Origin of the sequence: Maridesulfovibrio sp. (assembly GCF_963678865.1) — a bacterium.
In the GTDB taxonomy this organism is placed as follows: domain Bacteria; phylum Desulfobacterota; class Desulfovibrionia; order Desulfovibrionales; family Desulfovibrionaceae; genus Maridesulfovibrio.
On sequence record NZ_OY787459.1, the window covers coordinates 1,090,183 to 1,112,862 of the forward strand.

Sequence of the window (22,680 nt, forward strand, 5' to 3'; positions counted from 1 at the left end):
TGCAGATAAAACACTATCTGCAGCATTTTATACAAAAAAAAGGCTGAAACTAGCGTATGTCTATCTACGCACCGTTTCAGCCTTTTTCTTATTCCTTACACCAGACACTGTTCTCAACAGTCTGCCAATTCTGGATTTGTAAGCGATAAGAGAATTAATCCCTATACTTTTCCCTGACTTTCATTATCTTTTCAAGATTATCAAAGAAAACATCCACCAAGTCAGGGTCAAACATTTTTTCCTTATGTTTTTTCAAAAATTCCAGTGCCCGTTCAACTTCCCATGCCTCTTTGTAAACACGGTCGCTGCACAAGGCGTCAAATACATCCGTAAGACAGATTATACGCCCAGCGATGCTGATCTCTTCTCCCTTTAACCCTTGCGGATATCCTGATCCATCCCAGTATTCATGGTGTTCGTGAGCAATGGTAGCCGCCGCCTTAAGCAACTTGCGGTTACTTGCCCGCAGAATATTATATCCTATCTCGGTGTGGGTTCGCATGACTTTAAGTTCTTCGGCGGTCAGTTTTCCCGGCTTAAGCAGGATGGAATCCGGAATACCGATCTTACCGACATCATGCATGGGTGAAGCAAAGTACAATTCATCAACTTTAACAGGATCAAGCCCCAAGGCCATCCCTAGGATACGGGCGATTTCAGAAACGCGGATTACATGAAAGGCTGTCTCTTTGGACCGGAATTCCACAACTTCACCCAACATGCGGACAATCTCTTTCTGGGTATCCAGAATCTCCTGATTAAGATAGATATTGTCGAAAGCCACCCCTACGTTATCAGAGAAGATCCTCAGCAAATCCTCATCCTGCTCATTGAATTCATTGCCGCAATTTTCCACATACAGAAGATGTGACCCGTGCTGTCGGGTAGGCAGGTAGCCAATATAATCGGAGTCGACAAAGCAACCGAATCCCTTTTCACGGACCTTATTCAGCTGTTCCTTGGTCTGCTCGGAAATAACCGGACACTCATCTACGGAGGCATTACATTCAGAATACTTACCTGTAGAAGCTATGATTCTCATCATATCATGATCCGGGCTGGAAACAGCCACTCCATCACCCTCAATGTAAACAGAGTCACGCAACCCGATAAGAGAAATGACTTGCGTCAGCACACCCTGCGCAAGTCGATGGACTGACTGCTGCTTGAAAAGGCTGCCTGAGGCTTCAATAATATGCTTGAGCCCTTTGCGGTTCTGCTCAATAACCTGCAGATCCCGGTATGAACGCAACGCGGAAAGCACTGAGGTAAAAAGGCGCTGGGCGGTCAGCTCGGCCTTATGTTTATAGTCGTTAATATCATATTCGATGATGACCTGCCGCTCTGGAGCCTGCCCAGGCTGCCCGGTACGCAGAATAATACGCACTAGAGAGTTCTTCATCTCTTGACGAATGGTTTGGACGAGTTCCAGTCCGGCATGGTTTGTTTCCATAACCACATCAAGCAGAATTACCGACACATCAGGATGTTCCTCCAGAATCGATACTGCCTGTTCAGCCGAATATGCACTGAGAAACTCCAATCCGGCACCTTCAAATTCAAAATCAGCAAGAACAAGACGCGTGGTACTATGAACGTCTTCTTCATCGTCAACTATAAGTATCTTCCAGTTTTTGCTTTTCCGCACTTGGCTCTTTTCGGGAGTTTCGTCTGCAAAAAGGAGCTCATCATTATCAACGTGATCCGAACTAGCTACCATACACTGACCTCACTTGCATATCACAAAGGGATTACTACAGAGAAAACAGCTCCCCCTTCATCCGAACAGGAAACATCCACTGTCCAATTATAACCGCTGACAATTCTGTTTACAATACTTAATCCCATTCCGACCGCTTCCGGTCTCGTAGTAAAAAAGGGATCGAAAATATATGGTAAATCAGCATCATTAATGCAGGTACCGTTATCTCTTACCTGCAGCGTGCAGACCTGGCCTTCTGTCTTGGTGCTGACAAATACTCGGGGCTGCTGCTCGGCAGCGAAAAAAACGGCATTGGAAACAAGCTCTACGATAACTTTTTCCAGAAGATCAGGGCGGGCATCAATCTTCTGCTCTGAAAGGGCAAGGTCAAACAGGACATCCCTGCCGATTTCCTGCGCATATTCCCGGCATAAATCCACCGCTTTTTCAGCAACACTAGAAATATCCGAACTACAGTGTTCACAATTGCCTATGGAAGCAAAAGTAGTAACACTTTTAACTATCTCTTCAAGACGGGCGGTCTCGGACGCTATGGTTTCCAGATATTGCAGAATCTCGGAATCATCTTTGAGCTTGCGGGAAGCCAGACCTGCAAAACCATTTATGGTCATGGTACGGTTACGTATCTGATGCGCCACGGACTTAGCCATCTGAGCCAGACTTTCGCGATTCAGTTCAATCTTACGCAAGTCGCGATAGGAGCGAAGGGCCGTGGTCATAGAAGTGGTCAACCTTCTGGAGGTAAGCTCAGCTTTCTGCCAGTAATCATTAATATCAAGCTCTGTTATGACTTTATGTTCAGGTGCAAAGCCGGGCTGTCCGGTTCTTAATATGACCCTGATGAATTGATTATTCAACTCGTTCCGGATCCGGTGGGCAACATCAAGGCCGGCAGTATTGGTCTCCATTACCACGTCGAGAAGCACCACCGCATAACCGGCATTATTCTTCAACAGATCAATGGATTCCTCCCCCGAATAGGCACTGGTAAATTCCAGGGGCCGTCCCTCAAATTCAAAATCACCGAGAACCATTCGGGTCATGGAATGAACATCCGGCTCATCGTCAACGATTAGCACATGCCAAGGATCAATATCCCGAGACAAAGAATCTTCCGGCTCATCCCCAGAAAACATAAGATCATCATCAGCAAACAAGTTATCCGAATGCATGCATATCCTCACCCGAAATCAAAATTCTAAAAAAAAGCAATCCTACCTTTAGCCTACCCCACTTGAGGAAAAACTCAAATAGTATTATTGCTTCAATCGGTAATTTATATAATTTTTTCGCCGACATTAATCATTATTTTAAATGGATAGCTATTTCTGCTTGAACATGAAAGCTATATAACCTAAGGTTTCGTTACTAAATTCACACAGGAATGAATTCTTATGACCGAAATGCTTATAGCATCAATAGCACTGATCATTTTTGCCTTTATTATCTACACTGCCTACAGTGGACAAAATGCTAAGCATGCGCAAAGGCTAAAGGCTTATGAATTGAAAGAGACACACATGAATAAATCCATGGAAAAAATACGCTCTGAAATCAGTTTAATTGAAAAAGAAATATCTGAAACAGAACAAAAATTAGAAGACATGCATAAAGACAGCTAGTCCTTGAAAAGCTATAAAAAAAAGACATTATCATGATTTTTGCAATCACATTTTCAGTAGTTGGTGCAATAGCCACAATTTTTATCTGTAAAACAATTAATAATAATTTTGAGATTAGATCCAAAGATATAGCTAAAAAAGAAAGAAAGCTGACCGAAGAAATGCAAGAACTTCGCAATCAGCGTAAATACCTTTCCCGCAGACTGGAAGACTTGAAAACACTTCTAAAAGCCGGCATCAAATCTGAAAATTCAGCAAAACCTCAAGAAGTCCCGACAAACTTGAAAGGCTGGTTGCTCCGGAAAGGGATATTGACAGAAGCTCAATATTTATCAGCTGAAATTTACGGTATGGAAAAAAATATTGACGTAATAGCCGCTCTGCTGACCCTGAATATGGTTTCAATTGAAATATACGAAGAAGCCAAACGCATGAAACTGGTTTAAAAATTTTCTGCCCAAAAAAAATGCCGCACCGGATTAATTCCAGATGCGGCATTGCTTTTTTTATTGATTTAAATCATTAAAATTCACTTTTGTACGTCTCACCCCGATGAACATGGTATCTGAGATCATAAGTTTTCTTAAGGTGAAGAACCAAAGATTCCACTGTTTCGTCATCAAGTTTCTGAACCCAAATAAAAACACGGCGCGCACCCTGCTTCACTCCCTCGTAAGAAGTAAAAACAGTAGAAAGCCTTACTCCTCTGGCCCAGAGATCATTGAGTAATTCCTCAAGAGCGGAAGCGGTATCGTCCAGCACAAAAGCAAACTGGGAACTACCCTTGCTGACACCGGTCACTGTGGTCAGGAAACGATAAACATCAACTTCGGTTACTATTCCAACAAGTCCGAACTCATCAACAACAGGAAGGCCTCCGATTTTTTTTTCCAGAAGAATCTCAGCCGCAACCTCCATACAGGTGTCCGGAGAAACGATATACGGGTCATGAGTCATTATATCCTTGACTTTCAGGCTCATCAACCCTTCTCCGTTTCCTGCGGCACTATCACCCGGAAGGAATTTTGAAGGCATGGCATCACGTATATCCCTGTCGGAAACAATGCCGGCTACCAATCCGGAAGCCTCGATAACCGGGATTTGTCTGATTCCGGCATCACGCATCATTACCATAGCGTCAAATATGGGTGCTCCAGGCTGAATGGTCAGCACACCTTCTGTCATCCAATCCCCTACTAACATTTCTCAACTCCTAAATCTCAACATCATTAATCTTCAAAAGAATTCTAATTGATCAGCAAAAAAGTCAAATGGAAACTGCCGTTCTTCAGATAATGGACAATTACAATTTCTCACCATAGGCAAAGAAAACCTTATAACTTGCTTTTATGCCTGATCCTCCACTGTATAATTTTTCATATTCTTCAACAAACCGGCGATATTTATTCTTGCCCCAGGAAATATCCACACTAGAGGCCACGGCACCGGTCTGTTTATGTTTTTTCAGGAAGTGCTTTACGGAAGGGAAGAACACCTCATGCTCCTCACGTGCGTAATTCACCTTGAGTCCTGGAATATTGTTAAAAACATCTTCATAAAAAGAACAGGAACGCAATTTCTTGACTGAACCGAATCCGGTTCTGGCACTGATTTCAGCCAATTCGCGAAGAGTACCTTCCGCAAAAATCGCAATGGCAAATCTTCCACCGGATTTCAAAACACAAAAACTTTGCGGAATTGACTTTTGAGATTCACCATACCACTGCATGGCCGAGGAACTTACCAGCAGATCAAAACAACCTTCCGAAAAAGGCAGCTCTTCACCATCCGCCGAAACAAGTAGCGCGCCCGCGCCTTTCTGTTCGAGCAGCATTGGGCTGACCAGATCCAGCGAAACATAACAGCCATAAGTGATGCGCTTCTGCAGTTCCTCATGAAGAAAGCCCACCCCGGAACCGATATCCAGAACGCGGTTATAATCCCCCTGTGGACAAAGCCCGGCACAATTACCTGCAACAATACGCTGCACAGAAGCAGCCTCACTATAGCTGGAAGCGGCTTTGCCGAAACATTGGCGAATTCTCTTTTTCACTTAATCACTATTCCCTGATGATACCCATCAATTCAGTTTCGGAAATTTTATGCCCGCTGCCTGCTTCAATGAATCTGGCAGACTCAACTACTTCTGCAACTTTATCCAAAGCCTTGCGGCGGACAATGCGATCCTTTACGCCGTGCACAATGGTCAGATTCGGGCAGGATACTTTTTCCGGAATCTCAATTTTTGAAAAGATGAGGTACTCTAGTCCGGAAACAAGGGACGCATAATCAGCGGGATTATAGTCAGGAGGATCTGTCTCGCCACAGTTTTCATGAAAAGAACTGACCACTCCGGCAGGATCGGTTTTCATGCCGGAAATCATCCTCCGGACCAACCGTTCAGGGAAAGAATCCGTAAACGATAAAAAAGGTGCGATCAAGATAACTCTTTCATAACTTTCAAATAAATGGCGGCAATCCTTGAGCAGCATATGTGCTCCTGTTGACCAGCCGACCAGAACTTCACCGCCCTGTGCAATCTGACCCGGAAGATCAACAGGTTCAAACCCGGTAAAGGGCACTAAAAAACGAGCCGATTCCGACAGTTGCGGATACTGATTCGGGGACGAAGCCCACCCCCCGACAAAAACAATCTTCATTATGTCAGATCCGTCTTCAATTTAGCAAATGCGGTCTTAATCTTTTGCAAATCATCATCAGTTAAATCTGCCCGCAAGGAAATTCGCAGCCGGGCAGTACCATCCGGTACAGTTGGAGGACGAATTGCCGCTGTGTACACCCCTTCCCCAATAATTTTTTCACGGGCGGCGAGAACTTTCTCATTGTCACCCAGAATGACCGGAATAATCTGACTCGCAGAATCTCCGCAATTAAAGCCCAAAGATTCTAAATACGTTTTCAATTCCCGGCTCATTACCAAAAGCCTTTCGCCCCGTGAGGAATCACTTGCAATCAGCCGTAAGGCAGCAAGGTTGGCTCCTATCACCGCCGGAGAAAGGGCCGTACTGAAAACAAAAGACCGTCCTTTGTTACGCAGGTAGGAAATCAGGTCCTTACGTCCGGACACAGCACCGCCGAGAGATCCGAAACCTTTTGAAAAAGCCCCCATATGCAGATCCACACGGTCAGCAATATTTCGCTCGTGGGAAATGCCCCTGCCGGACCCGAAAACCCCTTCGGCATGAGCTTCATCGACCACCAGCATGGTATCGTAAAAATCGCACAGGTCAGCAATCTCTTCCAAACGGGCAAGATCCCCATCCATACTGAAAATAGTATCCGTGACCAGGATTCTGGAATCAACATCTTTTGCGGATTCCATCCGCTTCTTCAGATGGGCAATATCATTATGACGGTACCGTACATGCCGAGCCCCGGAAAGCCTGATACCATCCAATATGCTGGCATGGTTCAATTTGTCAGAAAAAACAATTGTACGGCGCCCGGCAAAACTGTCCATTATAGCCAAATTGGCTGCATAACCGGAAGTAAAAAGCATGGAAGCTTCCTGTTCCTTGAACTCTGCCAACTCACATTCCAACTCATCGTACAAACGGAAATTGCCGGTCACCAGCCGGGACGCAGCTGAGCCGCACCCGTATTGTTCAACAGCTCCAACTGCGGCGATCTTTAGTCGTTCATCATTCGCAAGCCCGAGGTAGTCGTTGGATGCAAGATTAAGCAGATTCCTGCCCCTAAAAACAAGTTCCCTTGCAGAGCCGTAATCGACATCAGGGATATCCCTGAACAGGGAAGCCTTTTCAAGATCAGCGAGTTCGCCCTCAATACGGCGATAAAAACTTTTAGGAGTCATAAAAACAAAATCCGGCGGTCATTAGATAAATGGAAAATTTTAATTGTGAACGGAAAAAGTAAAGCTCATGAGCCAGAATAGCAACCATGATTTTAAAATGAAGAAAAATTTATGGATATGCGCCCATATTTATTGTAATTTACATCAGGAAATATAACATGGCTGCGTTACAATTATTACAATTCTATCAGCTATTACAGGCTAAACCAAAACCGGAGTCCCCATGAGACATAACAAATTAACACTCTCTATCCTTACATTAGGGATGGCATTCTTTTTTTGTGCCTGCAACCTCAAAAATACTCACCAGCTTCCCGCTGAACCGGACTATTCTCTCGACAAATCATGGTCCATCAAAACCGAAAATATCACTCATAAAATTGATGTCTTTTTCGTACATCCAACCACCTACGGCCCACCGTCGAACGGCCACTTAATTGCCGATCTCGACAATCAAAAACTTAATCAAATCACAGACAGGGACACTGTGCAGTGGATCACCGCTGCTTTTGCCGACTCATGCAATATTTTTGCTCCACGATACAGGCAAATGAATATCGAAGTATTGCAAAAGGATGACCAGAACCTGCAAGATTATCTGAAAACACCTGTTTCCGATATTGAAGCCGCATTTAAATACTATCTCAACAACCTGAACAATGGGCGACCTTTTATTTTAGCAAGTCATAGTCAGGGATCATACGTGCTGCTGACTCTGATGCGTAAGGCACCAAAGCTGATGAACAAAAGCAAACTTGTTGCCGCTTACATGCCCGGCTGGACATTTACAGACAAAGATATTGCCGACCTCGGACTCAAGCTGAGCGAAAAACCTGACCAGACAGGTTGTCTGATCACGTGGAATACCGTCGGTCCCGGCGGGATATCCCCTACGGTTAAGAAAGGAGCGCGTTGTGTCAACCCACTCTCATGGAACACTGAAACAAAAGAATTTCCGGCCTCAATGAACATCAAGGCCAAAATCTTCCTCAATCCGAATAAGAAACTGCTGATCAAAAACTTCACTGCAGCCCGTATTAATGATGACGGAGCACTGGAAATTCCGACTCCCAACCAAGTAGTGCTGGACCAACTGAATATGTCTCTGGGGAAAGAAGTATACCATCGCTACGATTATGATTTTTTCTTTTACAATATAAAAGAAAATGTGAAGCAACGCTGTGCTGCTTACCTAGAAGCACATAAATAAGACAAGAAAAGGGGTTGATGCTCACAAGCACCAACCCCTTATTTTTATTTTAAAATCTCCCCAACCACGATCCGCCCCAGAATGGACTCAAAAACATGCCTGTAATCCTCTGGTGTTGCTCCACCATCCTGGCAGACTCTGCAGAAAGCGGCACGGGTTTCAGCACTCATCTGGCTGACGTCAAAATCCTCATGGCTGCGCTTTCCCGGAATCTCACGGTGGATGGACACTCCTACCTGTTCTTCGACTTTATGTATAACGTCACTCACTACAGTTTCTCCTTGGTATAAATTTTACCGGATTTAAATATACCCCCTTCACCGCTGACGGACATAGCCAGCCGCTTGAGATTCGGGTTATCCTCCAACTCAATTTCTGCCCCGGTTATTTTGAGGTCTTCCCCGTCCAATGCTTGGGTATAACTGGCAGGGGTTAAATTGCAGCGGTCAGGAATTTTTACAATCTCAGTTCCGGCAGGTGCGGACGTAAGCGGGTTTTCAAGGGTTGCGGTCGTTATGTATTCAGACTGCGACCCGCTCAGCTTGAACCACCAGTCTTCCCCTGCACCGCTGACCTGATCATCGGTAAAATTAGATATTGTATCCCCTCTGGTGGAACCAACACCAGTAACGTCCGAAACGGTAGTAAAAGCCGGGTTACCTGTTCCTGATTGATGTTCCAGTACTATCCAATAAGAGGCACCCACCGTCAGTTCTTGTGCGGTTTCCCACGCGAATTGATATTGATCCGAGCCATCAAGCGTTACACTTGACGTTTCCGCAATTAGACTTCCGGGGCTTCCATCAACATCAGTATAAAGTTGTCCTACAAGAACGTAATCGTTACCTGCTAACGTATCAAACAGCACGCTCTCGAGAAGATTAAATTCAGCAACAAATTTTACACCTAAATGTAACCCCGACACAGAACCGATGTTCCTTGCGCTTGATACAGTTTCCTCCCACGTTCCCGCTAACGCTGGGGTACTGTTATCAACCTCATTTACACCACTGATTTTGTGGTCAACTCCATCAATTTCAATGTTGTTATGTACGCCTTCCAGCACGAAAAGGTTATTCACAAGGGAAGTGGTGGAATCGAATTTCAGCTCGGAGGTAGTCGATCCTGCCCCCCAAACCAACGGGATTTCCTGACCCAGATACTCTCCGGTTACGCCTGCGCCTACCTTGAGTGCAAGGTCAGGCTGTTTGACTGCCTTTGTAGGGATATCTGGGAGAGCTTCTACAAGAGTTGTGGTATAAACTGGATTCGTTTCAGTATACAGACGAGTCTTCTCTTCCGCAGTCAAAATACGATTAAAAACACGAAACTGATCCATTGGTGTAGCTTGTGTTGTCCCTAGTTGATAAATAGAATACAGAACATTTACGTCAGTGTGGGGGTGGGGGCTTGCATTCTTTTTCTCGCCATTGAGATAAAAATTTGACCCAGCAGTCGAGGATTCCCAAATACAATGGTACCATTCTGTTTCTGGATCCTCAAAAGACCCCATTACCCCACCACCTTGTATCATGTAGTGGAGAGTTGATGCATCTGCTCTGTACACGCCATAGTTTTTATTTACAATTGGCGTTTGGTAATCATCACCAGACTCCGCGGAAAAAAACCAACTGGTTTTTGTAGCATCCCTTTTCAGCCAGATAGATAATGTAAATTCTTCGCCAAGAGGTATAGCGTTGGTGCCAGATACAAGAGCTTCGTTATTGGCTGCTGGTGGATTCAGAGCTTGTCCAAACTTACCAGTTGTATACCCAGAGGAAACATCAAATGTATAATCATCGTATGATCCAAGATCATTTACATTCCCATTAAATGAAACACAAGATACACACGACCCATCACCAAAGATGTCAAGAGTTGTTGACGCATCTACAGAATCATCAGTGACACTTGCAACAACACACTCTCCCTGATCCGTAATAATCACATCTCCGGAAGCAAGGAGTATTGCCAATTTCAGAATGGATTCGGTTGTGCCGTCCAGCAAAACCAGTTTGCCGTTGACAACCAGAATTTCAGGGATTGCGCTAACAACCTGATTCGTATTATCCGCACCGACTGAATGGGCCGGGGTATGTACGCCGTCTGCATCAACAGTAGCACCGGGATAGCCTGCGGAAGAATCAGCAAAGGCCATTGTCGGGCCGTCCTGCACAGGGAACATATTTTACCTGTAGTTGATGAACTGCTGTATCCGAATATAATTCCCCCCTGCGCCTTCTGACCACCTCGATACTTTTTGATATATCCATGCCTGTTGTTCCCAATACCCAACTAATAATATTACCGGAAATTGATGCAGTTCCGAAATCGAAGGTGTTCAGTTCGTAGGAAGTCAGCCCATCTTCAATATGGTCAGAGATGGTTAGTGAAACAGTTGTCCCCTCCGCAGCCTCAGAAGGGCCGAACAGAACCGGAACAGCACTTCGCAGTGCCGTTATATCACCCACAGCAATTCTTATTGCGGAATCTCTTGCCTCTTCAGCTGCTGATTGTGCAGTGAGAGCCATGTCGCGGGCTCCTTCAACCTCAGTTTGAATCTCGTGTGCTTCCGAGACTAAGCTAAGGACAGTTTCTTCCGCCTCAACAGCTCCGGCATGAGCTTCCACAGCCAGATCTCTTGCATCTGAAATAGTCCGCATCAACTCCTGAGGCGATAGACGATCTTCTTCAGGGGTCGAAATGTCATATTTTACGGCTCGGTCCACCTGTTCCTGCAACTGCTGGTCACGCATCACACCACGATCAAATGCCTCATTGAGAAGTTGGGCGGAAAAAGGATCGTTATCAACAAGCTCCAGTTCCTGTGTGTAGGGAATATCGCGATAAAAAGTAATGCTCTCTCCGGGAGGCAAAGGTTCTCCGGAAACGGGGTATTGAACCCTGCCGCCGGATTCCGAATCCATGCTGGAAATAATCTTGAAATCACTTCCGGAGACGAGGCTTCTTTCCTGCCCTTCGTTGTTACGCACAACCGCGCAAAGGTCCTCTGTCTTAAAAATACGAAAATTAAAATCAAAAAGATTTTGTACACCATCCCCTGCAAAAGTTATGGTGCTGCCACTTGAAACCAATGTCATAATTTTCTCCTGTTGATGTTTTAAACCACTAAATTACCTTCCTTATTTTCAAAGTTTAAAAAAAAGGGCGGACCTGAGTAACCCTACTCAGGTCCGCCCTGCTGAAAAAACAATTATGATTTAAACGAACCAATACCCCCCATATTGGAACTCAACATGGACCCGGCGATCTTCGTGCCTTGCGAAATCAACCCGGAATTAATTGCGGCATTTCCCGCATTGGTTTCCTCCTGTGTTCTATTATAATTCAATATGGAATTACTATGCGCGGACCAGACTGACATGTCGCCACGTTCAATCATTCTGTTGGAATTAACCTCAGCCTGATATTTCACAATCTCGGCATCATAAGCAGCCTGACGGACAGTGTCTTCCCGGACATCAACTATGGAACCGGAATCAAGACGCACACCCTTGTACCCGGATACGGAATGATTGCGGCGGTATAATTCCCGGCGCAAAGTAGCCAGCTTGATTTCCGCATCCTGCTTTATAAGCTGCGCCTCTTTATAACTGACACTGCGATTGTATATGCCCTGCTGCATCAGATGGTAATTATTCATCTCAGTCAGCTGTGAATTGTATTCAACCTCGCTGCGATCCTGACTTGAGCTTAACGCGGACTGCCCGAACTGGGTCATCAAGCCTAAATAATTCATTCCTCCATCGCTTCCCCCAAGCATGCTGCTGCCCGCACTACCGGAATCACCCGATGTTGACCCCGCAGTTCCAGATGATCCGACAGTGCTGGACAGACTTGAAAGTCCGCCACCGGCACCACCGAGCATGGAACCTAAACCGCCACCGACAGCTCCGCCAAGAGCGTCCATTCCGATATTTCCGGCAGTAATATTCTGACCGGATATTCCTCTTGATGCCGCCCCCATAGCAGCACTGAAAACACCGCTATAAAACATTGAAGTTATTCCTGTTGCCATCTAACTCACCTCCATTTCCTGTTTTCACACCTTACGCAGAGCATGATAATATTCATCCCTTCCCAGCCGGATCTTTTCTTTATAAAATTCAAAACCGCACCACTTATGCCAGCTCACACTCTTGCTGTTCCGGGCACAAATCCATGTCTCTATCACAGGGAATGTCCGCTGCAGCATATCCAGCAATCTTTTGGAAGCCCTTGCATGGGCCAACGGTGCTTCATCAACCTCTGCAGAACCGACAACCCAGGGACTTCCTATTCCCTGAGCAATAGGAATGATCCCGAAAATACCCTGAATCCGGCCATCCCGGTACAGACCATAAACCAGTCTTGAATATTCAACATCGGTCAGAATAATATCACGCAGGGACTTTCCTGCATGCAGACCTTCAAGATCCTGACGGTCACTTTCACGTATATTGGCAGCCAAAAAATCTACATCTTCAAACGTAGGAATTCCCAATTTGAGGACCGAGTTTTTTTTTAATATGCTCATGAGTATACCGAAACTTCAGGAATCAAAGCCAATACGGACAAAGGCAGAGGTTGATCCTGCCTAATATAAATCTGCCCGTCTCGATCATATCCCCTGTTGAATTTGACTTCATAATCTCCGGTGTAAAGAGCAGGTGCGCCGCCGACTTTATCTGCGGAAGTACGGAAAGGGGCACGCTCAAGATGTTCCCCGTCGTACCCCACCTGCAACCCTAAAGACTGGAACAAACGCACAATGACATGGGAAATACGTTTCTTTCGCCCTTGAGCAGTACCTCCATGCATGGCCCCGCCCTCAATGCGCAGGGTTTTCATATTGGAAACATAAGGAAGTCCGGCATGGACGACCTTTGCAGGTGCGGCAAGGGTTATTGTTCCATCTTTAACCAAAACGTCCGGACGTACGGCTCCATCCGCCAGCACAGAAACGGTCTTACCCTCCAGATGTTCAAGTCCGGTAAAAACCGTATCCTCTACCCCCTGATCATAACTCAACCCGGAATCCACAAAGAATGCATCCCTCGAGCCTTCACCGCCAAACTGGTTTTCCATACGCTCCACATATTTGCGGACGGTTCCGGCGACTTCCCGCTCCACCACAGTCCAGACCTCATCCTGAGTCGGGCCGGGGATAGCGCATACCGAACGGAATTTTCCGTCCGTTGAATGACGGTGAAAACCCACAACTTCATGCTCCCGCTGATATGTAAGACCAATCATGGCCCCGTCATCACGTACCATCCAGATGATGGAATCAGGAGACTGCTGGTAAGCCCATTCAGTAATGGAATTTGATCGGGTCAGGTGTTCAGCAAGTATGGTCAAATCCGGTGCTACGTAGCCGTCTGCTTCGAATGAGTAGGAAAGCTCACGGATAGTGCGCCCCTCACGCTGGAGAAAAACCATGACTCCGCCCACAATGACCGGGGAAATTGCCGCAGAACCGTGGGTGGTTTCACGGCGGACCATTACCGAATTGGGAGTTACGGTATCTGCGCTGCTGCCGCCGGAAAGCCACCATTCTCCACCGGAAGTACCCATAATGAGTTTCTTGGAACTGACCATCCAACGTATGGCGTTCACCTGATCCGCTGAAAGCGTATAGGTACAGGCATCATCGTCCACCACCGGGGAGGAAACCCCAAAATCCTCGTATGAACCGGCCTTGCTCATCCAGACGGTTTGAGGATTCGCAGGGCTGGCCGCAAAACAAAGCCGTTCTTCAAAAAAGGTCACACATGAAGGAAATCCCTTTTCGCTGTTCCATTCTTCAGGTGGAGAGGTAAAGGAAACCGGTGCCATCTGCCAATCAACATGGGAAGTCCGGGAAAGCTTGTAGGGTTGAATTTCCGGATGGGTCAGATACATTACATCCGCAGACTGGGTAAAACGAAGTCCAGGCAAGTCATTTTCCGTGTAAGGGATCTCCACCTCCACCGGATGGCCCTGTTCGTCGACCACAATTCCGCCATTTTTATAAATGCGCACATTATGGTCAGTGAACTCCAACACGTATGCCTGCTCGGTAGAGAATTCAAAAGGGATCAGACGAGTTGCAGGATTAATTTCCCGTACCTGTACAGCCTCAACCGCCCCTGAAAAATCCGCATCTGCGATAATGGACAACAGACCGCTTTCATCAGCTCTTGAACGAAACGCATAACTACCGTCAGCAAAGACGAATTCACTGACACTTCCACTACCGGTACTGACGCACACTCCTCCGGAATTGTAATCGGAAATTGTAAAACTGATCTCATAGATACGGTCCTCAACCAGCTTTAAATCCCGGCTCAAAACAGACTGTTCTGTCTGGCTGCCGTCACAGGTCGCTCTTGAGGATGCCACGGCCCAGCCGTCACCCAAAGTCCAACCCGATGCGGAATCAAAACTTGTTTCCGGAAGCCGGTTACGCCCCAGAACTTCACGAATGAAACGGAAACCGGTCCGGCGGGATGCTCCGCCGTGTGGGTGGGTAAACATATTCTCCAACTCCGCCAGCCCGTTAGCGTACTTGGCAAGGTCTACCCTGCCGCCCAGTCGCGGAGAGAGTTCTCCAGCGCTGAAGTTGGTCATAATAAGGGATACGGACATCTCTACGCCCTCCAAACCGGGGAATCCATGCCATGGATGCCCCTTGCTTCCAGCCATGGATCATTGAGGATATTATCCTCGCGCCCTTCAGCAGAGTCTGCCAACCGGGCAGACTGCATTGCATTGAGATACAAAGTCCACATTTCACGGGCTCTGGTCGTTGATCCGGTTATATCATCAGCCATTTCCGCAGCCAGACGAGCCGCGAAAGCCATTACAAAGGAGGGGTCAAAAAGGACCGGATTGGTCACTTTCATGGTATAAACCGCTGACGCCCCGTCACGGTCTGTAAGGATTTTGTCGCCTTCGACCACAAAATCATCATTCGGCGTATCCAACTGACGCAGATGCAGGCAATCCGAAGGCAATTGATATTGGTGCGCGTAACCAAAGGCCGGAAGATCAGCCAGCTTGGCAAGCCTTATGCGCGATGCCGCAAAGTTCCATGGATGTTCACGCAGTACCGCATCACGAACCTGATCATAAAAAAGATTACAAGTTACAGCCTCCTGCGAACTGTCGCTCAAAGATTCAATAAGTCTCGCCCCAAGTTTCCTCAGGGCGAGGTTGCAAATCTTTACTTCCGAAACAGCCATAATTTCTCCTGATATGTTTTAAAGATACGATTCATTTCGTTCTCTTTTTCATTGTCAGGATAAATATAAGGGCGGACCTGAGTAACCAGACTCAGGTCCGCCACGGCAATTAAGGAAGCTAAAAAACTTCAACTCTGCTTAAAAACGATCAAACTTAGGTCCTTCTTCCATCAACAAAATTATAATTCACCCCCCTGTTTTTTATAAATGTTACCTGTTAAAGTATAGTAAATGTCCTCCTCCATTATGGCTGAGGTCCGCACCGTTTTTAAAATCAAAGAGGATAACATGATAAAAAAAATCTTACTGTTCCTTGGTACGGATATAGACTCTCCCCTGATTAAACATGCTCTGGATTTTGCAGACAAAAGCGGTGCAGAACTTACAGTTCTTCATGTTTTTAAAACTCCCAAAAAAAACGTGCTGGACTACTTCAACACTCAAGGTAAAAACCTGCAAAAATATATTATTGACGGTCATAACGCCAACATGCAGACAGCTCTGGACAAAGAGGATATCGAACAAAGCCGTATAAATTTCTCGATCCGCTGGGGCAAAGGTTTCATTGAATGCATAAAAGCGGTCAACGAAGAAAAATTCGATCTGGTCATCTGCCCACCGGCTAATCATGATAAAACACCGGACAGCACGGCCATGCACTTACTGCGAAAATGCCCCTGTCCGGTATGGATTCATCATGGTCACCTTTGGCGCGGCGCGGTAAGGATTCTTGCCGCAGTCGGTCCATTTGACAATTCACCGGGCAACGAGGCCCTGAACCGTAACATCCTCGCACATGCAGCAGAACTGAACCGTATCCTCGGCGGTAAACTCCATGTCATGCACTGTTGGAAAGGATACCTTGAAGGTGTCACGGACAATCCCTATTTTTCTGAATCGGAAGTGGAAAAATATCTTGATTACGAAAAAAACAGCAGCGAAGAAGCTTTCAATGAACTTTTTGAGTCTGCTCCATTTCAGAAAAAACCACGTAAAGTAATCATGCACGGTGACCCCGGCACACTAATCCCGGAATACGCACTGGAAAAAAAGATGGATATAGTTGTCATGGGTAGCGTGGCCCGCTCCGGTATAGCCGGGTTGCTAATCGGCAATACAGCTGAAAAAGTTGCCGGATCGCTCACGGAATCACTGCTGGCCATCAAACCGGCCGGATTCGTCTCCCCGGTAAAATAATTCCACCCAACAAAAATTGCCCCCCGGTCCTTACGGACCGGGGGGTTGTTATGCGGAGCGCTAACTACTTATCATTCATTTTCCTGCCCTGAACAGTCTTTTTTACTTCCGGCTTGGTTTTAACTCCGTCCACAGGCTCAAAATGCTCTGCCACTTTAGTTCCGGCAGCATAATCAACGCTCATACCTGCCTTGAAAAGCTGCAGCCTGCCCTGCGGATTCCTCACATAACAATCTTTTTTGCATACGTATTTCATTTCTTCACCAGCCTTAAATATTAGTCTGATCATCCATGATCAGGTAGCCGCTAAGTTTGCCGGCTGTGGCGTTGCTCCCGGTAACAGTAAAGGACAGCCTCAAAAAAGCCTTATGCTGTCCCGGCAATGAAGGCAGCGGAAAGCTGTATCCCTGCTTGAGTTCCGCAACAGGAATTGAGCCGGATTCGAAAAGAGTATCAAAGAGCGCAAAATCTTCAGCTTCAGAAGCCTGCACCCCCACACGCAGGCTCGTCAAAGTAGCAAAGTCCTCACCATCCACCAGCACCTTAAGCTTCACACTACCGCCGGAACCGCAATCCTCACCGGCATTGAGAACATTCTGGGAAACCGCACTTGCAGTAACAGCCTGCTCCTCACAAAAACAAAGTTCTTTATCAAGATACATAATACTTATCCTTTTATTTAAGATTAACAGATAGCCTCAAGACTATAATTACGCAGTAACAGCGGCCTCGGTATTCAGAATAGAATCCACGCGACGGACCGGACATCCCCAGAAGGTGGTTACGGGTTTGCCTTCCCAGTTCTCGGTCTTGAGCATGACATTGTTTTTGTCAGACGCTTCAATATCGAGCAGGGTTTTTACTGTCTGGTTGCAATAGATAGCAGTTCTGCCCATGTTGGTATTGGGGATCATATTCAGCCCCTCAATCAGCGCATGGCGCAAGGAATTTGAACCGAGGTTCTCGGGGTCAATGGAAGCGATGCGCACTACATAACGCCAGTCGCGTACAACAAGGCCGGGAGTCCACTTGTAATGAGTGCGCAGCCCCTGATACTTGCCGCCGTTACCGTCTTCGAGGGTTACTTCGCCAAGATCCTTATGACTCAGGCCGTTGGAACTGCCTTTGGGAAAGGTAAAGTGCACAGTCTGGTCGGACCAGCAAACAATCCAGATAGAAGTGCAATTGTTACCGCTGCCGCCGAAGTTAATGACGTTTTTATGATCAAGAGAATTGAAACGCGGAGCAAGGCCGAGGAATTTTTCTGGCTCAAGCGCAGTATCTCCATATACAAAGGTATCGGCGAATTCCTTGTTCATTGCTTCAAGGAAAGCACGTTCCTCGGAAGTCCGGAAATTGGATGAATGCCCATTGAGATCGGAAAGGGCCTTATCCATCTCCGCATAGGATTCGAGCATGCCGCAAGTGTCATCGATCTGCTTGGTACGGGATTTACTGGGCTTGATGCCGTAGTTGAGCTTACGCCAGCTCACGGTAGGCAGGTCGGTGCGCACGGTGGTGCGGTGACCGGTGGGCAGGTTTCCTTCAACCCATGCGGCGTCATCAAGAATTTCGTTGCTGTGGGTCAGAACTTCAGTAACTTTAGCTACATCTCCGTTGGGATCAAGGCGTCCGCCCCAGTCTGCAAGAGTAAGTGCGTTCATTCCAAGAGTTGCCATAATTAATTCTCCTTACGAGATTCGGCCCTCTTGGGAGCTCTTGTTTAAATGACGCTTTAAGCGTTCTATATTTGTTGCGCTATGCGCTTTATTTATGAGACTTCGTCTCCGGCGGCTTAAGACCTTTTGAAAAAAGGTCTTAAGAATCCCAAAAACTTTTATTCTGCTTCACAATGTAATTAACAAACCGTAATAACTTTAAATCGGCTGATTGGGATACAGAATCTCACCAATCGTCTTCTGGCGTCCGGTATTCCTGTTACTGTCCACATAGGAATCTTCAGTTAGACGCCTGCCAACATTGTAAAAGGTTCTAACCACTTCCGGGTGGCAGGAATACCCTGACTCCCGGATCATTTTTGCAAGAGCCGGGGAAGCGAAAGCCTGCAGGGCTTTGTTGGCTACCCCCATATTTTTACGGTAATTGTTGCCGTGCCAACCGGGAAGAGCACGGGTCTGCCGTTCCCATTCCCCGGTCTGGTTTTGATGTTCCTGATAACGGGCCGCTTCAAGGGAATTATGAAAATCCACCAGCCTCTGAGCCATTTCACCGCTGACACCGTTCTCGTGTGCAAACTCCCGGAACTGACGGTCAACATGCGGGTCAATCCCGTCCGGCACGCCGTAATCCAGTTCATACGCTTCCGGTGCACCGGGAACCGGATTGTCGGTCAATTGATCGGCTTCTTCCACTATGTGACCGGACAGGTCTTCAGCCTCTTCTTCCTCCAGAGTATCTCCACCGAGAACTGGTTCAGCCACATCTTCCATCTTTGCCTGCGGGGAATAATGATCCGGTTGCTGCTCATCCTCCACCGGAAAATCAATCATTTACGTTCCTCCTCTACCTTTCTCAATTTTTCAGCCCGTTCGCGGATGATGGAAAGATAAATTTCCTCATCCGCGGTGATCACCGGGCCAAGTACATTTTCGTTTACAAAATCATGAACAGCCACGTTGCGGTAGATGTCGCTCTCTCTGGAAAAAAGAACCGCATTAACACCGCCCTGCTCCAGCAGAAAGGTAAAAACCCTTTTACCATGCGCGGAACCGAATGTTTTCCGTATATCAGTTAAAAACTGATCATTGACTCTGCGTTGCTCTTCACGCTCTTTCTCTGCCTCGAGCTGTTCATCCTCCAGAAACCCGGAATCAGTTGTCATTTAATGCCGACCTCCTTTGTTTTTGGGCTCTGCCGCCCCCTTCAAAATGCATAATATGTCTCAGGGCGGACCTGAATCAGGAGACTCAGGTCCGCCCTGTTCTTTTTTTCAAAAAAAGTTTGGGATATATCTTTGAATACCTAATTGTTTAAAGCAGTTAACTATCAAAAAAAATACTTTCATATCCATAACTGTCTTGTGCCTTTCAATATAGATGTGGCATAGACCGTTAAGGAATTAATCATATCCAAGCGAGTATATATGTTTATTGAAAATGAAATCAGCTTTAAAGCGATAAGTGACCTGTTCTGCAATGCTGACAATGAAGGGCGCGACTATTTATACGAATATGAAGTATATAACCTGTTGGCCAATTCCGGTGCGGAAACTCCTCCGGCTGCCAACCTGCTGCCGCGGGGAGCTCGTTTTTCAGACGAAGAATTGATCTCCATACCGGGCGAAAAAACAGTGCTGAAAATCGTCTCCCCGACCATCATCCACAAAACAGAGGTCGGCGGAGTACGCATCGTCAAAAAAGAACCATCCAAGATTCGCTCCGCAGTACGCGGAATGATGTATGAGGTCCCGGAAAATTACGCCGCATACATTGAACGCAATCCGGACCACAGTCCCAAAGAATACAAAGGACTGCACGGCGAAGCACTGGTCAAGGCCATCAGCAGGGATCTGAAAGGGGTGCTGCAGGTCCAGTTCATGCCACCGGATTCAGATTCTTTCGGCAACGAACTGATTGTAGGCTTACGCCGGACCCGTGAATTCGGGACTATTATCAGTGCCGGGCTAGGCGGAACAGATACAGAACTCTACGCTGAAAGATTCCGTAAAGGACAGGCTATTGTTGCCGCATCAGTGTATATGGTCGATGGTCAATCCTTCTTCCAGCTTTTTAAAAATACCATCTCCTACAAAAAGCTGGCCGGATTGACACGGGGTCAACGCCGCATCGTCACAGATGAACAGCTTATCGAATGCTTTGATTCATTCATCGAGATGGGCAAATATTTTTCCCCTTCAGACAAGGATAGCGGATTCGTAATTGACGAATTGGAAATCAACCCCTTTGCCTTTACTGAATACCTTATGGTTCCACTTGACGGCATGTGCCGCTTTTCCAAAACAGGACAAAAACCGCAGGGACGCCCGGTTCAAAAAATCCACAACCTGCTCCACCCCAAGAAAATAGGCATCATCGGTGTATCCTCCACCAGACGCAATTTCGGACGTATTATTTTAGATAATGTGCTGGCAGAAGGATTTTCCAAAGAAGATGTGGTCATAGTCAGCGAAGGCTGTGATACGGTTAACGGTGTACGCTGTGTTCCCAACCTTGACTCCTTGAATCACAAGCTGGACCTGTTCGTAGTGGCTATCGCAGCCCAGCACGTTCCGGATCTGGTAGACCAGATTATTAAACTGGACTCCGCCAAAAGCGTGATGCTCATTCCCGGCGGCATGGGCGAAACCGAGGAAAGCAAGGAAAGGGCTGAACAGATAATAAACACTATCAATGAAAAGCATGCAGAAGAAGACGGCGGACCGGTTTTTATCGGTGCCAATTGCATGGGTGTTGTCTCCCGCCCCGGCGGATACGATACATGGTTCATCCCCGAAGAAAAACTTCCCAAAAACCGCAACGCAGGACATCAGCGGGCAGCGTTAATCAGTCAAAGCGGGGCTTTTATGGTTTTCCGGACCAGCCAATGCCCGGAGCTGAACCCGGCCTATATGATTTCCATGGGTAACCAGACCGATCTGACATTAGGGGATATGGTCCATTACTTTAAAAATTCTCCGGAAGTGGATGTAATCGCGGTTTATGCCGAAGGATTCAACGACCTCGACGGATTGGAATTCTGCCGGGCCGTTCGGCAGGCAGTGATGAACGGCAAGGAAGTAGTCTTTTACAAAGCCGGACGTACTCCTGAAGGAAAAAGCGCCACCAGCGGTCACACCGCCTCACTGGCCGGGGATTACATGGTCTGCGAAAGCTGTGTACAGCAGGCCGGGGCAATTGTGGCCCGCACATTTCAGGAATTTCAAGACCTGTTCATGCTGGCTGAAAAACTCAGCGGCAAAACCATCTGCGGTGACAGACTTGCCGCTGTGAGCGGAGCCGGCTTCGAAGCCGTAGGCATGGCCGATTCCATCCAGTCAGATGACTATGACATAGAACTGGCAAAATTCAGTGATGATTCAATCGCGGCAATTGATGAGATTCTCATATCCCAAAAATTGAGTACACTGGTTACCATTCAGAATCCGCTGGACCTGACTCCGGGGTCAAACGACATGGTTCACGCAAAAATGGCTGGAATTCTGGTAAAAGACCCGGCAGTAGATTCAATTGTAATCGGACTGGACCCGCTTTCCCCGTCCATGCATACGCTGGCAGATTCATCAATCCCAGCTTTCTCAATGGACGATGAAAACTCTCTGGGAAACCAGCTCATAAAAATCGTTGAAAACAGTGATAAACCGCTGTTGGCAGTTGTTGACGGAGGAAGACTCTACGAACCCCTGCGCGATATGCTGCTTGCCAACGGGGTGCCTGTTTTTCCGGTCTGCGACCGTGCGGTAGCAGCTATTGCCCTGTACTCCAAAGCACGCATGCATGCAGAAGTGATCCGTCTGACTCACGGCTGTGACTAGTGCAAATGTAAAAAGAAGGGCCGTGGTTCTGTCGAACCACGGCCTGCACTTGAAGGAGGACCTACTATTTAAACACTTTAATACTTATCGTTGTAGCGACAGGATAGTTTATCTTCACGACTGGTCTTTTCAACAACAACGCAAGCCTTTTCAGCATTAGCAAAAAAAGCGTCTTCAATAAACCTTGCTATTCCACACAACCAGCACATAAACATAAAAACAACTCCTGCAACTTAAAAGTACAATCAAGAAATCATTTTTGATTTCTTTTAATAACTTAAGTTTCAGTGTACGCAGAAAAAACACATCGTCAATGAGATTCGTTTAATTCTTTTTTTCACATTTATATAGTCAT

The 22,680-nt window shown here is 46.7% G+C and carries 24 protein-coding genes; 5 read left to right on the top strand and 19 right to left on the bottom strand.

Going from position 1 to position 22,680, the window contains the following annotated elements:
* Positions 1-154: 154 nt before the first annotated feature.
* Both ACKU41_RS04960 and ACKU41_RS04965 read right to left on the bottom strand, forming a co-directional pair.
* Positions 155-1,720 (bottom strand): DUF3369 domain-containing protein, encoded by a 1,566-nt coding sequence (locus ACKU41_RS04960; RefSeq protein WP_319780287.1) that lies wholly within the window; start codon positions 1,718-1,720, stop codon positions 155-157.
* A gap of 20 nt (positions 1,721-1,740) precedes the next feature.
* Positions 1,741-2,895 (bottom strand): hybrid sensor histidine kinase/response regulator, encoded by a 1,155-nt coding sequence (locus tag ACKU41_RS04965; protein WP_319780288.1) that lies wholly within the window; start codon positions 2,893-2,895, stop codon positions 1,741-1,743.
* Between the two features lie 222 nt (positions 2,896-3,117).
* Here ACKU41_RS04965 and ACKU41_RS04970 point away from each other — a divergent pair, with 222 nt between their 5' ends.
* Both ACKU41_RS04970 and ACKU41_RS04975 read left to right on the top strand, forming a co-directional pair.
* On the top strand, positions 3,118-3,345 hold the full coding sequence (locus ACKU41_RS04970; protein ID WP_321404425.1) for a hypothetical protein: 228 nt from the start codon (positions 3,118-3,120) through the stop codon (positions 3,343-3,345).
* 32 nt (positions 3,346-3,377) lie between these two features.
* On the top strand, positions 3,378-3,791 hold the full coding sequence (locus ACKU41_RS04975) for a hypothetical protein (RefSeq protein ID WP_319780290.1): 414 nt from the start codon (positions 3,378-3,380) through the stop codon (positions 3,789-3,791).
* Between the two features lie 76 nt (positions 3,792-3,867).
* Here ACKU41_RS04975 and ACKU41_RS04980 read toward each other — a convergent pair whose 3' ends face one another.
* The 4 genes from ACKU41_RS04980 to ACKU41_RS04995 all read right to left on the bottom strand — a co-directional run bounded on the left by ACKU41_RS04980 (position 3,868) and on the right by ACKU41_RS04995 (position 7,180).
* Positions 3,868-4,548, bottom strand: coding sequence for a CBS and ACT domain-containing protein (locus ACKU41_RS04980; protein WP_319780291.1), 681 nt, complete (start codon positions 4,546-4,548; stop codon positions 3,868-3,870).
* 100 nt (positions 4,549-4,648) lie between these two features.
* Positions 4,649-5,398: a methyltransferase domain-containing protein gene (locus tag ACKU41_RS04985; RefSeq protein ID WP_321404427.1), complete on the bottom strand. Its 750-nt coding sequence runs from the start codon at positions 5,396-5,398 to the stop codon at positions 4,649-4,651.
* Between the two features lie 7 nt (positions 5,399-5,405).
* Positions 5,406-6,005, bottom strand: coding sequence for a hypothetical protein (locus ACKU41_RS04990; protein WP_321404429.1), 600 nt, complete (start codon positions 6,003-6,005; stop codon positions 5,406-5,408).
* Positions 6,005-7,180, bottom strand: coding sequence for an 8-amino-7-oxononanoate synthase (locus tag ACKU41_RS04995; protein ID WP_321404430.1), 1,176 nt, complete (start codon positions 7,178-7,180; stop codon positions 6,005-6,007). The genes ACKU41_RS04990 and ACKU41_RS04995 overlap by 1 nt, the downstream gene beginning before the upstream one ends.
* 223 nt (positions 7,181-7,403) lie before the next feature.
* On the opposite strand from ACKU41_RS04995, the gene ACKU41_RS05000 reads away from it, so the two are divergent.
* Positions 7,404-8,390, top strand: coding sequence for a DUF3089 domain-containing protein (locus tag ACKU41_RS05000; protein WP_321404431.1), 987 nt, complete (start codon positions 7,404-7,406; stop codon positions 8,388-8,390).
* 44 nt (positions 8,391-8,434) lie between these two features.
* Here ACKU41_RS05000 and ACKU41_RS05005 read toward each other — a convergent pair whose 3' ends face one another.
* The 7 genes from ACKU41_RS05005 to ACKU41_RS05035 all read right to left on the bottom strand — a co-directional run bounded on the left by ACKU41_RS05005 (position 8,435) and on the right by ACKU41_RS05035 (position 15,616).
* On the bottom strand, positions 8,435-8,659 hold the full coding sequence (locus ACKU41_RS05005) for a hypothetical protein (RefSeq protein WP_321404432.1): 225 nt from the start codon (positions 8,657-8,659) through the stop codon (positions 8,435-8,437).
* Positions 8,659-10,548, bottom strand: a complete 1,890-nt coding sequence (locus ACKU41_RS05010; protein WP_321404434.1) for a LamG-like jellyroll fold domain-containing protein — start codon at positions 10,546-10,548, stop codon at positions 8,659-8,661. Before ACKU41_RS05010 ends, ACKU41_RS05005 begins: the two co-directional genes overlap by 1 nt.
* Positions 10,535-11,491, bottom strand: a complete 957-nt coding sequence (locus ACKU41_RS05015; protein WP_321404436.1) for a hypothetical protein — start codon at positions 11,489-11,491, stop codon at positions 10,535-10,537. The genes ACKU41_RS05010 and ACKU41_RS05015 overlap by 14 nt, the downstream gene beginning before the upstream one ends.
* 113 nt (positions 11,492-11,604) lie before the next feature.
* On the bottom strand, positions 11,605-12,429 hold the full coding sequence (locus ACKU41_RS05020; RefSeq protein ID WP_321404438.1) for a hypothetical protein: 825 nt from the start codon (positions 12,427-12,429) through the stop codon (positions 11,605-11,607).
* 24 nt (positions 12,430-12,453) lie between these two features.
* Positions 12,454-12,927 (bottom strand): hypothetical protein, encoded by a 474-nt coding sequence (locus ACKU41_RS05025; protein ID WP_321404439.1) that lies wholly within the window; start codon positions 12,925-12,927, stop codon positions 12,454-12,456.
* Positions 12,924-15,020, bottom strand: a complete 2,097-nt coding sequence (locus tag ACKU41_RS05030; protein WP_321404440.1) for a hypothetical protein — start codon at positions 15,018-15,020, stop codon at positions 12,924-12,926. Before ACKU41_RS05030 ends, ACKU41_RS05025 begins: the two co-directional genes overlap by 4 nt.
* A gap of 2 nt (positions 15,021-15,022) precedes the next feature.
* Positions 15,023-15,616 carry a hypothetical protein gene (locus tag ACKU41_RS05035; protein WP_319780306.1) on the bottom strand — a complete coding sequence of 198 codons (594 nt, stop codon included), beginning with the start codon at positions 15,614-15,616 and terminating at the stop codon, positions 15,023-15,025.
* Between the two features lie 288 nt (positions 15,617-15,904).
* On the opposite strand from ACKU41_RS05035, the gene ACKU41_RS05040 reads away from it, so the two are divergent.
* Positions 15,905-16,813: a universal stress protein gene (locus ACKU41_RS05040; protein ID WP_321404441.1), complete on the top strand. Its 909-nt coding sequence runs from the start codon at positions 15,905-15,907 to the stop codon at positions 16,811-16,813.
* 64 nt (positions 16,814-16,877) lie between these two features.
* Here ACKU41_RS05040 and ACKU41_RS05045 read toward each other — a convergent pair whose 3' ends face one another.
* The 5 genes from ACKU41_RS05045 to ACKU41_RS05065 form a co-directional block, all read right to left on the bottom strand.
* On the bottom strand, positions 16,878-17,069 hold the full coding sequence (locus ACKU41_RS05045; protein WP_319780308.1) for a hypothetical protein: 192 nt from the start codon (positions 17,067-17,069) through the stop codon (positions 16,878-16,880).
* Positions 17,070-17,082: 13 nt separating this feature from the next.
* The gene (locus tag ACKU41_RS05050; protein WP_321404442.1) at positions 17,083-17,475 is read right to left on the bottom strand and encodes a Bbp16 family capsid cement protein; all 393 of its coding nucleotides are present in this window, start codon (positions 17,473-17,475) and stop codon (positions 17,083-17,085) included.
* A 48-nt stretch (positions 17,476-17,523) separates the two neighbouring features.
* Positions 17,524-18,492 carry a major capsid protein gene (locus tag ACKU41_RS05055; RefSeq protein ID WP_321404443.1) on the bottom strand — a complete coding sequence of 323 codons (969 nt, stop codon included), beginning with the start codon at positions 18,490-18,492 and terminating at the stop codon, positions 17,524-17,526.
* A gap of 198 nt (positions 18,493-18,690) precedes the next feature.
* The gene (locus tag ACKU41_RS05060) at positions 18,691-19,323 is read right to left on the bottom strand and encodes an endoprotease (RefSeq protein ID WP_321404444.1); all 633 of its coding nucleotides are present in this window, start codon (positions 19,321-19,323) and stop codon (positions 18,691-18,693) included.
* Positions 19,320-19,655, bottom strand: coding sequence for a hypothetical protein (locus tag ACKU41_RS05065; protein WP_321404445.1), 336 nt, complete (start codon positions 19,653-19,655; stop codon positions 19,320-19,322). The genes ACKU41_RS05060 and ACKU41_RS05065 overlap by 4 nt, the downstream gene beginning before the upstream one ends.
* 261 nt (positions 19,656-19,916) lie before the next feature.
* Between ACKU41_RS05065 and ACKU41_RS05070 the strand changes: the two genes are divergently transcribed.
* Positions 19,917-22,325 (top strand): acetate--CoA ligase family protein, encoded by a 2,409-nt coding sequence (locus ACKU41_RS05070; RefSeq protein WP_321404446.1) that lies wholly within the window; start codon positions 19,917-19,919, stop codon positions 22,323-22,325.
* A gap of 77 nt (positions 22,326-22,402) precedes the next feature.
* Here ACKU41_RS05070 and ACKU41_RS05075 read toward each other — a convergent pair whose 3' ends face one another.
* Positions 22,403-22,534: a hypothetical protein gene (locus ACKU41_RS05075; protein ID WP_321404447.1), complete on the bottom strand. Its 132-nt coding sequence runs from the start codon at positions 22,532-22,534 to the stop codon at positions 22,403-22,405.
* Positions 22,535-22,680 lie beyond the last annotated feature (146 nt).

Excerpts from the sequence above, each read along its gene's own strand:
- ACKU41_RS04970 (WP_321404425.1), top strand. The coding sequence starts at position 3,118 with ATGACCGAAATGCTTATAGCATCAATAGCACTGATCATTTTTGCCTTT.
- ACKU41_RS05040 (WP_321404441.1), top strand. The coding sequence starts at position 15,905 with ATGATAAAAAAAATCTTACTGTTCCTTGGTACGGATATAGACTCTCCC.
- ACKU41_RS05000 (WP_321404431.1), top strand. The coding sequence starts at position 7,404 with ATGAGACATAACAAATTAACACTCTCTATCCTTACATTAGGGATGGCA.
- ACKU41_RS04965 (WP_319780288.1), bottom strand. The coding sequence starts at position 2,895 with ATGCATTCGGATAACTTGTTTGCTGATGATGATCTTATGTTTTCTGGG.
- ACKU41_RS05025 (WP_321404439.1), bottom strand. The coding sequence starts at position 12,927 with ATGAGCATATTAAAAAAAAACTCGGTCCTCAAATTGGGAATTCCTACG.
- ACKU41_RS05070 (WP_321404446.1), top strand. The coding sequence starts at position 19,917 with ATGTTTATTGAAAATGAAATCAGCTTTAAAGCGATAAGTGACCTGTTC.
- ACKU41_RS05045 (WP_319780308.1), bottom strand. The coding sequence starts at position 17,069 with ATGAAATACGTATGCAAAAAAGATTGTTATGTGAGGAATCCGCAGGGC.
- ACKU41_RS05065 (WP_321404445.1), bottom strand. The coding sequence starts at position 19,655 with ATGACAACTGATTCCGGGTTTCTGGAGGATGAACAGCTCGAGGCAGAG.
- ACKU41_RS05050 (WP_321404442.1), bottom strand. The coding sequence starts at position 17,475 with ATGTATCTTGATAAAGAACTTTGTTTTTGTGAGGAGCAGGCTGTTACT.
- ACKU41_RS04990 (WP_321404429.1), bottom strand. The coding sequence starts at position 6,005 with ATGAAGATTGTTTTTGTCGGGGGGTGGGCTTCGTCCCCGAATCAGTAT.
- ACKU41_RS05020 (WP_321404438.1), bottom strand. The coding sequence starts at position 12,429 with ATGGCAACAGGAATAACTTCAATGTTTTATAGCGGTGTTTTCAGTGCT.
- ACKU41_RS05030 (WP_321404440.1), bottom strand. The coding sequence starts at position 15,020 with ATGTCCGTATCCCTTATTATGACCAACTTCAGCGCTGGAGAACTCTCT.
- ACKU41_RS05055 (WP_321404443.1), bottom strand. The coding sequence starts at position 18,492 with ATGGCAACTCTTGGAATGAACGCACTTACTCTTGCAGACTGGGGCGGA.
- ACKU41_RS04995 (WP_321404430.1), bottom strand. The coding sequence starts at position 7,180 with ATGACTCCTAAAAGTTTTTATCGCCGTATTGAGGGCGAACTCGCTGAT.
- ACKU41_RS05075 (WP_321404447.1), bottom strand. The coding sequence starts at position 22,534 with ATGTGCTGGTTGTGTGGAATAGCAAGGTTTATTGAAGACGCTTTTTTT.
- ACKU41_RS04960 (WP_319780287.1), bottom strand. The coding sequence starts at position 1,720 with ATGGTAGCTAGTTCGGATCACGTTGATAATGATGAGCTCCTTTTTGCA.
- ACKU41_RS05060 (WP_321404444.1), bottom strand. The coding sequence starts at position 19,323 with ATGATTGATTTTCCGGTGGAGGATGAGCAGCAACCGGATCATTATTCC.
- ACKU41_RS04975 (WP_319780290.1), top strand. The coding sequence starts at position 3,378 with ATGATTTTTGCAATCACATTTTCAGTAGTTGGTGCAATAGCCACAATT.
- ACKU41_RS05015 (WP_321404436.1), bottom strand. The coding sequence starts at position 11,491 with ATGACATTGGTTTCAAGTGGCAGCACCATAACTTTTGCAGGGGATGGT.
- ACKU41_RS05035 (WP_319780306.1), bottom strand. The coding sequence starts at position 15,616 with ATGGCTGTTTCGGAAGTAAAGATTTGCAACCTCGCCCTGAGGAAACTT.
- ACKU41_RS05010 (WP_321404434.1), bottom strand. The coding sequence starts at position 10,548 with ATGGCCTTTGCTGATTCTTCCGCAGGCTATCCCGGTGCTACTGTTGAT.
- ACKU41_RS04980 (WP_319780291.1), bottom strand. The coding sequence starts at position 4,548 with ATGTTAGTAGGGGATTGGATGACAGAAGGTGTGCTGACCATTCAGCCT.